Genomic DNA, 12,114 nt, shown 5'->3' with positions numbered 1-12,114 from the left:
TTATTTTCTTCTCGGTATCGTGAAATAAACTGTAAATCCACTATTCTCAGCCGGTTCAGCATTGATGCGACAGCCACGTTTTCCGGCAAACTCGTCATGGTCGCGAATAATCTGCTTGCAGACGAGATACTCCGTACCTCGCAACTCTCCTTTTTCTCCTGTTGCCGTCATACGTTCCAGGTTTGGATAGAAAAGTTGATTTAATTCCTCACGGGTTTTCGTCCTTCGCATATCAGTGAAAAGGAAACGAATATATTCTCCGTCTACTGCTGCTGCCAAATGTATTTCTCCACCCAGAGGAACAGACAAAGCTTCATCTATCAGATTCTCCAATAAGAAGCGGAGTTGGATAAAATCTCCGACCACTCTTTCATCAATAGCTCTTGTAGAGAAAGATACAGCAACCCCTTTTCCCTTATTTGCTTTACGGAAATACTTTTCTGCCAGAGCAAACAACTCCGGTACAGAAATTATCCCGCGACGGAACGTAACTTCTTCCAACTGTCGCGATGCGCACGAACTCAATATGGTAAATATACCTTTATAATATTCTATCAATTCGCTGATAGCTGAAACCGTCTCTTTTTCTTCCGTTTCTGAGAGAATACCTGAACGGAGTTTACCAATGAGTTGCTTGATCTTATTCGGATAATAAATTGTCTCGTGCTTGATGGTGGAAAGACAATTATCAAGTACCATATTCTGCACATGCAACATACCGTCCTCCCATGACGCCCGGTGTGCTTCTTCATGTGCAGCTTCGATGTCGCGGTATTTTGTTGCCAGTTTCACAACTGCATTGAAGACCACAATCGCTATATACCGCGCAATCAATTCCAGCAATAGATGAGCCGTCTCCTGATCGACATTCTCTTGCCGTTCAAGATATAACACACCCACACAGCGCGAATCACCCGCAGCATCCACTACTAAAGGCAAAGCTTCAAATCCCGGTGCGGACAGTTGAGTATGCTGTTCAAAACAGCGTTGAACTACTTCCTTCCAAAGTTCATCTTCTGCCGTAGATGTTCCATTATCTCCCGCAGAGGACAACTCATTTTCTATAGAATTTGACGCATATTCCAGTTGATGTGTCGTTTCATTATAAACGGCGATTCCCAACCGATCAATACTTAGCAACTCATTTACGGCATCGAAGCCTTCGTCAACGATACGTTGAGGAATAGCTTTCAGGGTATCTTCTTCCCGTTGCAATGCCTCTTCTGTTTCGGGAACTTGTATCAGGGAGGCAGCAAATATCTGTCTATTGATTTCCAAAACCTGTTCCAGATTCCAACGGTTTACAAGACGTTTGCGAATATACAGGATGTAATATCCCAAAAGCAACATAGCTATAAGTCCGATAAACAGGATAACACCCACCATCTTATTATTGGTGGAACGTTCCAGTTGACGACAATATTCCTCCAAAGACTGATCTTCACCCAGCAATTTGTACAAAGTCGTATAAGCGGCATTATTATAACTGTATGCATCCCATTGTTTCAACGCAAGAAAAGCGACAGCCGCCTCATTCCGGATATCCAGAATGACATGAAAGTCCGAATTGAAAAGATCATTCCACCAGGATAACTCCCCCGGCTCCCCTTCTCCTCTCAATGACATATAGCGCTGCGGCTCCTGGGCATACCTTTTATAATGCGCATTCAGGCAAGACATGGCAGAGTCTACATATTCCAAAGCCTGTTCAAAATTTCCTTCCACATTACTATAATAGGCATCATTAGCATAGTCTGACGCCTCATTCAACAGAGCTTCAAACTCATTTTCCGCAGCTAATGACAAAGAATCCTGAGCCGTTTGCGCATAGATTTCATCCGGTTGCATCACCGCTTCCTCCACTGCTTTATTGCACGAACTCATGCCTATAGAAAAGAATATGCACAAAAATACCATCAAAGTTTTACGCACTCCTGTAGGCAAACGGAAATAAAAACGACTGCCCTTCCCTAAAGTACTTTCTACATTGAACAAACAGACTCTGAATACTTCGTTCGTCTTCCGGTATTTCTCAATGATACCTTTACAATTCATCAGACCGAAGCCGCTCCCTTTATTTTTCAGCAGTTCTTCCCGGTCGGCAGCATCTAGTATGCCTATTTCCTGCGAATTATACAATTTCTCACCGACAATACGCGTCACATCTTCTTCAGAAAGACCATAACCGGTATCTTCTACTGAGATTTCCACATATTCTTCTGTCGGATTTGCATAGACCTTTACCTTACCTCCCTTTGGAGTATATTTACGGGCATTTTCGGCAAGCGTATTTATCATAAACAGCGTCAACGCCTTGTCAGCTTTCACATAGGTATCCGTTGGCGTCACTTCCAGCTGTTGCTGTTTCATTTCGAAGGCACGGCTTCCTTTCCGTATCAGATCGAAAAGCTCGTTCAACCCGAATGTTTCTATATTCAAGCTCAGGCTACCCTGCTTCATTTTAATCCATAAAGCAAGGATATCATTGTATTCATTGATGGTTGTCACCAATTCGTCCATATATTGATACTTCTCGGCTTTGATGTGTTCGTCATGGATAAAACCCTTTTCCGTCAGTTTATGCACTTCATTAATAATACGGTCTATGTACGGATGAATACCGTTCACAATGGCCATACACGCTTTCTTTATAAGATTCTGACGTTTATTCCCGGCTATATGCTGTTCGTACACATACCGTTCTTTCTCCAACCGGCGTCGTTCGTCACCCAGCGAAATGGAAGTCATGCCATTATCAAGCGCCCATGTAATATAAGGAGCAATCACATGTAGTATTGCTTTCTCATCCTTCGTAAGACGTTTGGGTAATACCAACTGCCCATCTTCTATCCGGATGTCTTTTACATTGAAAAGTTCCTCTATATCTGTCTGCACAGCAGACAGAATGGCATCTACAATCTCTTCTTCCGTCTGCGCGTCCGTGGGAATAGAAGCGGTTATTTTCTGACAAATGTCCAACATCTGCCTTAAACGGTGCAAATGGACATGATTACGTTCTTTAGACCGCTTATTGAATATCCAAAAGAATAAAACCACCAGTATAAAACCGACAATCACGAAGAAGAGTAAAATATTGAGTTGCCGGGCTTCACTTTCCAAAGCCTGATAACGGCTTTCCAACTCCTTATCCTGCCGGGTATCTTCCAGAATATCCAGATAAATATTGCGATTATAATCAGAGTGTTGCTTCATTTCCAGTCCGGCATACGTAACACTCAGTTGTTCGCGAATACGTGAAATCCATTCCGGAACGGTTCGTAACTTACGCTCTATCCATGCTTTTTCTGAAGAAATGGTATCCCGTATATCATAGGTTTTCAACCAGTCCAGGCTATCGTGGCAATCATAAAAACGGCGATGATGACTGTTCACGCACTCCAAGGCAAGCGTCAATGTATCCAATGCTTCGGCGTAGTTATCATGCGCATTCAAATATTTACCAATAGAAACATAGGCACCGGCAATCTGATACACATCATTATATTGCTTGAATTTCTTCAAAGCCAATTGTCCTAAACGCATGGGCAACAAAGAATCCACGGGAACATCAAACTGTTTCAATGCATGAGAACGCCTGACCTGGAAAAAGTCATAATTATCGGGAGATGCCATCAGGTTAGCAAGCCCCTGTACTCCATTACCTTCAAAATACAAGTATCCTCCGCGGGATGCCATTTTCCAAGTTGTATACAGTTCGTCGAATTCACGCAAACGACGTTCATCCGCCGTTTCACCATCACAAAGTGCTGCCGATCCTTTTATATAATGATAATACAGTAACTGGTTCGTATCCGCTACAAGTTCTTCCTGCGGATATATTTCGTTGATGGAAGCCACCGCTTCCGGACGTTGTTGCAGATAGTAGTAATAAACTGCGGAAACGATATAAAATTCGGAGCGTGCATAGTTCAGTCTCAACCGTTCGTGCTTATCTACGAAAAGCTTGTTATCTTCATCTATTCGTTTCATGCGGCGGAGGGCACTGTTCCGATAGTCATAAAATTCTTTGTTCATGGCCGTCCGCTGATAGATTTTCATCAATCCGATATCGGCAACCAGCAATTCCAGTTCATTTTTCGTGAGACTATACACATCTTTATGAAACTTCTCCGCTTTCTCAAAATCCATGCGCATAAAAGCACAAAAACCCAGATTATTGGATGCTTCCGCTTTCCCCTGACTATACAGATTTACTTTTCCATAAGCTTGTGTGGCAGCATGACAAGAAGAGTCCAGGTCTTTATACCGATAAGAATAAGCCACTTGGTTGAGCGAATCGATAAGATGTACTTCCTTGGTGGGAGCAGTACCCACACAAGAAATCATTACTATGCAAAAACACAGTAAGCCCACCAATCGTATATGAGGAAACCGTTTCACTTAGCAAAGCTACAAATAAATCCGGGAAAGAAAAAAGATTTTTCTACAATAAGTCTTGTAGAATGTAGCGGGAAATTCATAACTTTGCAGCCGTATTAAACAAATAGGTAACATCTATTACAAAATGAGCGAAAAAGCACCCGTAATGGTATTCTCCGGAACTAACTCGAGATACCTTGCAGAGAAAATCTGCGCAAGCCTTGATTGCCCTCTGGGAAAGATGAACATCACCCACTTTGCTGATGGTGAGTTTGCTGTTTCCTATGAAGAGTCAATTCGTGGCGCACATGTATTCCTGGTTCAATCCACCTTCCCTAATTCCGACAATTTAATGGAACTTCTGCTGATGATCGACGCTGCTAAAAGAGCGTCTGCTAAAAGCGTTGTTGCAGTCATTCCATATTTCGGTTGGGCACGACAGGACAGAAAAGACAAACCTCGCGTTTCTATCGGCGCAAAGTTAGTAGCCGATTTACTTTCAGTAGCAGGTATCGATCGTTTGATTACGATGGATCTCCATGCTGATCAAATCCAAGGTTTCTTCAACATTCCGGTAGATCACTTGTATGCTTCGGCAGTGTTCCTCCCCTATATTGAGTCCTTGAAATTGAAAGATCTTGTAATCGCTACGCCGGATGTGGGTGGTTCCAAACGTGCCAGCACATTCTCAAAGTATTTGGGAGTTCCCCTGGTATTGTGCAACAAATCACGTGAGAAAGCAAACGAAGTTGCATCCATGCAGATTATCGGTGATGTAACCGATAAGAATGTAGTATTGGTAGATGACATCGTAGATACAGCCGGTACTATCACCAAAGCAGCTAACATTATGTTGGATGCTGGTGCTAAATCAGTACGCGCTATTGCAAGCCACTGTGTAATGTCCGACCCGGCGTCTTTCCGTGTACAGGAATCCAGTCTGACCGAAATCGTATTTACCGATAGTATCCCCTACTCTAAGAAATGCGCGAAAGTAAAACAACTCAGTATTGCTGATATGTTTGCAGAAACCATCAAGAGAGTGGTGAATAATGAGTCTATCAGTTCACAATACATTATCTAAATTGCCTTTGGCAATTTAGAAATTAAAAATTAATAATTAAAAATTAAAGGCTGCGCAGTTAATGTAACATCGCGCAGCCTTTAATTTTTAATTATTAATTTTTAATTTAATTCCAGTCTTCCCATTTTATACGTGCCCTTTTTTATTACTTTTCCGTTTTTATCCGTTTCAACAAAAGGACCGTGTTTTTTGCCTTGCTTGAAGAAGCCTTCGTAACGATTACCGTTTTTATCCTCCTGTATACCGTTACCTTCTTCCATACCATTCACAAAACCACCTTTATACTTAGTTCCGTCTGTCATAATCAGGGTTCCCTGACCATTGAACTGGTTGTTTTTCCATTCGCCTTCGTAGGAATCACCTACATTCCATTTATACGTTCCGCGGCCGTCACGTTGGTTGTCTTTCCAGTCGCCGTCATAGACTGCACCATTTGCCCAGGTGAATACACCTTTTCCATGTTGCATGCCGTCTTTGAAGTTTCCTACATATTTATTGCCGTTGGCGTGATAATAAATACCGGCACCGGTACGTTCACCCTGCACATACGCACCTTCATAGCGGTCGCCGGTGTGGAAGAAGTAAATACCTTTGCCATGTTGCATATCATCTTTCCAGTCGCCTACATATTTATCTCCATTGGCATATTCGAAAGTTCCTTTTCCATCACGCACATCGTTCTTCCAGTCACCTTCGTATTTACAGCCGTCATTCCAGACAAAAGTACCTTTACCCTCTTTCTTATCATTCTTCCAGGAACCTTCATATTTGGAACCGTTTTTCCAGGTGTATGTACCTTGACCTTCACGTTTATCATTTACCCAGTCTCCTTCGTAAATGTCACCGGTATAGTAGTACATTGTACCTTTGCCTTGCTGATAATCCTGAAACCACATGCCGTCATAACGGTTGTTGTTCATGAAATAGTAGATACCCTTACCGTGTTGCTGATCCTGAAACCATTGTCCTTCGTACTTTTCGCCGTCAGGAAATGTATAAGTACCATATCCTTCACGCTTTCCTTTCACATATTCACCTTCGTAGACATTGCCATTCTTGAACACCGTCTTACCCTTTCCGTTGGGTTTACGTCCTTTCATTTCACCCGTATATACGGAACCGTCTTTAAAGGTATGAGTTCCTATCTTTATTTCAGAAGAGAAAGTTGTTTTTACTTTGTCGAAGAAACCAGATTTCTTTTCCTGGGCCGTCGCCCCGCCTTGGGACATGAATACCAGAATGAGTGCAGTATATAGATATTTCATTGAAAATTATAAATTAGCGATTTTAATAAAAAGACGTGTAAACGCAGCAACTTGTTACACGCCTTATATAGTATTTGCACAAAGATACAATTAATCTGCTAAAAGGAAGGGGTATCACACCTTTTTTATGACATTTTTTTGCCGGATACAATTTCTTTTAATGTCTCTTTGCACAAATAGCGTGAGGCAAGTTCGCGTATCTCGACAGGAGTAATTGTCTTCACTGCTTCTACGGCATCCCTCACATACGAATCGGGAAGGCCGGAAGTATGAATAAAGATCCAAGCGTCCGCCAGTGAGAAGGCAGACTCATAGCTGCGACACATATCGCCCAGCATATAGTTTTTCACCATAGCAAGTTCTTCGACAGGTACGAGGTCATTTTGCAGGCGGTCTATTTCATGGTAAACTTCTTTGATAAGCGGCTCTACAAATTCATTAGCAGTCTCTGCATTGACAACCAACAATCCACTATCGGGATAAGGCATGATACCGGCAGATATACCATACGTATATCCTTTATCTTCACGAATATTAGACATCAAACGGCTACCGAAATACCCTCCGAACAAGGTAACCAGAACGCGAACTTTTAAATAATCAGGATGGCGTCGATCCAAAGAAAGCATTCCCATGCGAACAGCACTTTGCATTGCATCGGCACGCTCGGTAAAAATACGTTTCTCAGAAGAAGTTACCGGAACATAAGACAGTTTTTCCGGTTTGCGGAAATCTTTACCGAAAGGTTCACTTCCAAAAAGAGTTTCAATACGACGGATAGCGTCTTCGCTGACCTTCCCCGCAAGATAGATACTGCAATTTCCGGAATGATAATATCGGTCGTAAAACGATTGCAAGACAGAAGGGTTGATCAAATGATAATCTTCCTTCTGCACTAATTGCCCGCACGGATGCGTATCGCCATATACGGCATTTATCAAAGTGCGATGGGCCAGAAAGTCCACCTTGGAGCCGTTCACAAGAAATTGCTGGATATTGCTGTCGATAATCACTCCCAACTCTTTTTCAGGGAAGAGAGGTTCTTTTACGATAGATTCAAAAATATCTAAAGTTTCCGGCAGATATTTATTCAAAGAATAAAGGGTGATATAAGCATACTCGGACGAGCTGGAAAGCTCCAACCAAGCACCATAGTAATCCAATTTTTCGGCAATGGCCGCGGCCGAATAACGCCGGGTACCTTCGCGCAGCATCCGGTTGGTAAACAAAGCCTGCAAGCGTTGGCTCTGTTGCCAGCGTCCACCCTCTATCAACAGATCAATTCGGACTACTTCATTATCCCCGGCATTGAGTATATATAAAGGTATGCCATTTTTCATCACCCGACATTCAGGAGATGGCACTGCCAGTTGTTCCGGCTCACAAATACGGGGCTGGATAGTTCTGTCTAACATATTTTCAAGAATTCTTCAGCCTTTTCCAAATCCTGGGGAGTATCAATGCCGATGGTCTCTACTTCGGTTATACCGGCTTTAATGGTATAGCCATTCTCCAGCCAACGAAGTTGTTCCAGCGATTCTGCCAGTTCCAGCGAAGATTGCGGCAACGAAGTAATCTCTTTTAAAACTTCAGCACGATAGGCGTATAATCCTATATGCTTATAATAAGTGTGATTTTTCAGCCAATCTTGTTTTTCCGCATTTCGCTGATAAGGAATAATGGAGCGGCTGAAATAGAATGCATTCATATTCTTATTCAGCACTACTTTCGGAGAATTGATATTCTCCAAAGCTTCAAATCCATTCTCAGGAGTGAAAGGTTTCACCAGTGTAGCAATCTGGGTCGTAATATCGTCGAAGCAAGCTTTTACAGTTTCCAGTTGGGAGGGTTGAATAAAAGGTTCGTCACCCTGAATATTGACTACGACATCAAAGCCTCCCCCTATTTTAGTATATGCTTCATAGCAACGATCCGTACCGCTTTTATGATTAACGGAAGTCATCACTACTTTACCTCCGAAAGCTTTTACAGCTTCTTCGATCCGTTCATCATCTGTGGCCACATAAGCATCGTCCAGAATACCTGCCACTTGTTCATATACTCGCTGTATTACAGTTTTACCTCCCAGCATGGCCAACGGTTTTGCAGGAAAACGCGTGGATGCGTAACGGGCGGGAATGATTCCTAAAAACTTCAACATATTTATATTTACTATTTTATAGATCCGCGTTCGTCCGCTTTATCCGCGTCGTCCGCGTACCCATTTTAAATTACTCTATTTCTTTCAATCCCCGGCAAATATAGTCCCTTTTTAAATCGTCGGGTTTATAGACTGTATCATCACATGATAATAAGTCCAGATCCAACCGGACTATTTCTTGCTTTTTCTCTTCAGGCATCCGCCCCGCTTCCCGTTCAATAGCTTTCAAACAAGAAGTTATTTCCGCCGCATCGCTACTGGAAATAAAACGTGCCACCTGATTGGAAAATAAGGATGAACGCCGGAAATAAAGCGGTTTAGTCTCTTCTTCCGTAGAAAAACGAATACCAGGAAACAGTTCTTTCAACCGCTTCCGCGCCAACGAAAGATTCTCTTTCTGTTGCTCGTTACTACCGATGCTGATTGTATAAACCACTTTCGAAATCAAGAATTTAGACCGACACTTGAACTTTAATCAAAGAAGTCATCCAAACCAGTTTCTGATGCCGATTCAAAATTAACGTCCCCATTATCCTTACAAGGATCGAAACCTTCCGGAAGTTGGAATGTCTCATTTTCATCATATCCCAGTGTCTTGTCTCCAAGCACTTTTACCATATATTTAGACCAGATAGGCAATGCCATAGAAGCACCTTGCCCATGCAGCATAGTATCGAAATGAATATCGCGTTCTTCTCCACCAACCCAGCATCCGGATACCAGTGAAGGAGTAAAGCCCATAAACCAACCATCTGCATTATAGTTAGTTGTTCCGGTCTTACCACCCATATCAGCTTTCACACCTAAGCGACGAACACGTCCACCTGTTCCCTCATTAATAACGGCACGAAGCATAACCAACATCTTATAAGCGCTGGAAACACTGATAACCTCTTCCATTTCCGGAGAGAACGTAGCTAATACATTTCCGTCATTATCTTCAATGCGAGTTACAAACAGTGGAGCTACACGGATACCTTTATTGGGGAATGCAGTATAAGCACTGACCATTTCTCCTACCGAAATTTCGCAAGGACCAAGACATAAAGAAACTGACGGCACAATTTCACGATTACGTACACCAAAACTTTCAATCAAGCGTTTCAGAGAATATGGGTTGAGCTTACTCATCAGATACGCTGTGATCCAGTTGTCAGAGTTAGCCAATCCCCACTTCACAGTTACCATTTCTCCATAACGTTTAGTATTGGCATTACGGGGCGTCCACGGTTTGCCGTTTTCATCAATTAAAGTATATTCCACATGACGCGCTTCATCACAAGGAGAATAACCACTCTCCATAGCTAATGTGTAGACATAAGGCTTAATGGTGGACCCCACCTGACGGCGACCTACCATTGCCATATCATATTTAAAATAATGATGATTAGGCCCTCCGACATATGCTTTCACATGCCCATTATGCGGGTTCATAGACATAAAACCTGCACGGAGGAAGTGTTTGTAATAGCGGATAGAATCCATAGGTGTCATGATTGTATCCTTTTCACCATTCCAGGTAAATACCGACATTTCTTCAGGTGTATTGAAAGCTTTTTCAATTTGGGCATCCGATGCCCCGGCTTTCTTCATGATACGATAACGGTCGGACTGTTTCATAGTGCGGGTAAGAATTTCATCTACCTGCTCCTGCGTAATTCTGTTACTGTAAGGCGCTTTTTTACGTCCTTTCTTTTCTTTGAAGAAATAGCCTTGCAATTCTTTCAGGTGCTCTTCTACCGCCTCTTCTGCATATTGCTGCATACGAGAGTCAATAGTGGTATAAATTTTCAGACCGTCTGTATAAAGATTATATTTAGAGCCATCTTTCTTAGTATTCTTTTCACACCAACCAAATAAAGGATTATTTTCCCAGTCAAGAGAATCTTCATAGAATTTTTGCATCTGCCAACCACGATAATCTCCCTTTACAGGTTTCTTTGCATTCAATACACCACGCAGATATTCGCGGAAGTAAGTTGCCATTCCTTCATTATGATCAACGCGAGTATATTTCAGAACAAGCGGAAGGGCCTGCAAAGAATCACATTCTTCCGCTGTGATATATCCGGCTTTACGCATCTGATCAAGCACCACGTTACGACGCCCGCGTGAACGTTCATTATATCGTACAGGATTAAAATAAGATGGATTCTTGCACATTCCTACAAGCATAGCGGCTTCTTCTATCTTTAAATCATTTGGATCGCAACCGAAATAAGTATTGGCAGCAGTTTTAATACCTACTGCATTGTTCAAGAAATCAAATTTATTAAGATACATGGTAAGTATCTCTTCTTTAGTGTAATAACGTTCCAATTTCACGGCAATCACCCACTCGATGGGTTTCTGAAACAAACGTTCCATTACATTATCCGCACTGGGCGAATAAAGCTGCTTGGATAATTGTTGTGTAATCGTACTACCTCCACCTGCATTCGTCTGAAATAACAAACCACGCTTCACGATAGCGCGGAACAATGCGATGGCATCAATTCCGGAGTGTTTGGCAAAACGCACATCTTCCGTTGCAATCAAAGCATTGATAATATTAGGAGACAGATCATTATAGCCTACATACACACGATTCTCTTTACTAAAAGAATAAGTTCCGAGCACCTTCCCGTCTTCTGAGAAAATTTGTGTAGCAAACTTATAATTTGGGTTTTCCAGATCTTCGACAGGAGGCATATAGCCTATCCAACCTTTTGCAATGGAGAAGAAAACAGTGACGCAAGCCAATACTATGACGGCTAAGAATATCCAAAGGATTTTTATGATGTTCTTTATCATGTTTATTACTGTAAATTCACTAAATCAATAAAATAGATTACCTGTAAAAATAACAAGGCAAAGGTACGGAATTATATTGGAACACCCTTATAAATTCTATAGAAAACTCTTAAAACGCCACACTTTATCATCGGAAATGCCACATCTTAATGGGTAAAATGCCACACTTCAGCAAGCACAAAGTGTGGCATTTCGGAGAATGAAATGTAGCATTTCCGATGATAAAGTGTGGCGTTTGGGGTGATGAAACCTGGCATTTTGGAGGCGTTTTTTGCTTAGGAAACGGCCGATTCCAAGCTGTTTTTTGCAAAAAAACGCATTTTTTTGCTTAGGAACAAAGTGTGATCAAGAAGGGCAAAATGCTATTATTCAACACTTTCACTAAAACAGACAATGCATTTTTCTTTCTTATATATTCTTTAATATAACAA

7 protein-coding genes are annotated in these 12,114 nt (G+C 41.9%); 1 reads left to right on the top strand and 6 read right to left on the bottom strand.

Features of this window, described 5'->3' with window-relative positions; genetic code table 11:
• Complete coding sequence (locus tag K429_RS0125495) at positions 1–4,347, bottom strand: DUF5113 domain-containing protein (protein ID WP_081679843.1); 4,347 nt, start codon at positions 4,345–4,347, stop codon at positions 1–3.
• 178 nt (positions 4,348–4,525) lie between these two features.
• Here K429_RS0125495 and K429_RS0125490 point away from each other — a divergent pair, with 178 nt between their 5' ends.
• Positions 4,526–5,464 (top strand): ribose-phosphate pyrophosphokinase, encoded by a 939-nt coding sequence (locus K429_RS0125490; RefSeq protein ID WP_007214035.1) that lies wholly within the window; start codon positions 4,526–4,528, stop codon positions 5,462–5,464.
• A gap of 101 nt (positions 5,465–5,565) precedes the next feature.
• Here K429_RS0125490 and K429_RS0125485 read toward each other — a convergent pair whose 3' ends face one another.
• From K429_RS0125485 to K429_RS0125465, 5 genes are all read right to left on the bottom strand, one after another.
• On the bottom strand, positions 5,566–6,729 hold the full coding sequence (locus tag K429_RS0125485) for a phosphatidylinositol-4-phosphate 5-kinase (RefSeq protein ID WP_007218382.1): 1,164 nt from the start codon (positions 6,727–6,729) through the stop codon (positions 5,566–5,568).
• A 125-nt stretch (positions 6,730–6,854) separates the two neighbouring features.
• The gene (locus K429_RS0125480) at positions 6,855–8,144 is read right to left on the bottom strand and encodes a pitrilysin family protein (protein ID WP_029328580.1); all 1,290 of its coding nucleotides are present in this window, start codon (positions 8,142–8,144) and stop codon (positions 6,855–6,857) included.
• On the bottom strand, positions 8,138–8,887 hold the full coding sequence (kdsB, locus tag K429_RS0125475; RefSeq protein WP_029328578.1) for a 3-deoxy-manno-octulosonate cytidylyltransferase: 750 nt from the start codon (positions 8,885–8,887) through the stop codon (positions 8,138–8,140). Before kdsB ends, K429_RS0125480 begins: the two co-directional genes overlap by 7 nt.
• A gap of 73 nt (positions 8,888–8,960) precedes the next feature.
• On the bottom strand, positions 8,961–9,326 hold the full coding sequence (locus K429_RS0125470; RefSeq protein WP_007214029.1) for a 2-amino-4-hydroxy-6-hydroxymethyldihydropteridine diphosphokinase: 366 nt from the start codon (positions 9,324–9,326) through the stop codon (positions 8,961–8,963).
• 35 nt (positions 9,327–9,361) lie between these two features.
• Positions 9,362–11,683, bottom strand: a complete 2,322-nt coding sequence (locus K429_RS0125465; RefSeq protein ID WP_029328577.1) for a transglycosylase domain-containing protein — start codon at positions 11,681–11,683, stop codon at positions 9,362–9,364.
• Positions 11,684–12,114: the final 431 nt, after the last annotated feature.

This window comes from Bacteroides sp. 14(A), assembly GCF_000526555.1.
Taxonomy (GTDB): Bacteria; Bacteroidota; Bacteroidia; order Bacteroidales; family Bacteroidaceae; genus Bacteroides; species Bacteroides cellulosilyticus.
The sequence above is the reverse complement of the archived record's forward strand: the minus strand, read 5'-3'. Positions and strand labels throughout refer to the sequence as shown.